This window comes from Pseudomonas sp. FW507-12TSA, from assembly GCF_058781435.1.
The window spans coordinates 1-641 of the sequence record NZ_JBYSWT010000070.1 but is presented as its reverse complement, the minus strand read 5'-3'; the positions used below and the strand labels follow the sequence as shown (position 1 = coordinate 641).

Annotated in this window: 1 protein-coding gene; it reads left to right on the top strand. The window is 61.0% G+C overall.

Annotated features, from left to right (window positions below; genetic code table 11):
- The coding region (locus AC3WK8_RS31960) for a flagellar hook-basal body complex protein (RefSeq protein WP_492574103.1) at positions 1-641 on the top strand (641 nt) is incomplete at both ends.

The following is a 641-nucleotide window of genomic DNA, read 5'->3' as shown; positions in this document are numbered from 1 at the left end:
CGATCAACGTCAACCCAACGGCCCCGGCCCCGGCGTATGTGTTCGATCCGACCAAGAGCGAGACCTACAGCAAGCAGTTCAGCACCCCGGTGTATGACTCCCAGGGCAACAAGCACGTCATGGATCAGTACATGATCAAGACGTCCAATCCCAACGAGTGGGTGACCTACACCCTGATCGATGGTCGCAACCCCGACGGTACGGCTTTCAGCATGGCCAACCAGGCGCCGATCACCATCAAGTTCGATTCCTCGGGCAAGCTCCAGTCCCTGACGCCGCCAGCCGCGCCGGCCACCAGCCCGTTCACGGTAAGTGGCAACAGCATCGTCATGGGCAGCTGGACCCCGGGCAACGTGGTCAATGGCACCTTCGTCCCCAACGGCTCGATAGCTGCAGCGGGTGGCGTGAAGATCGACATGACCAAGACCGGTTCGGTATTGGGTGATACTGCCCGCTCGGTAGTCGCGCAGAACGGCTACTCCACTGGCCAGATCACCAACCTGACCATCGACGGCAGTGGCGTGATGCTGGCCAACTTCAGCAACGAGCAGACCAAGCCGATCGGCCAGATCTCCCTGGCCAGCTTCACCAACGAACAGGGCCTGCAGCCGATCGGTGGTACCCAGTGGAAGGAAACCTAC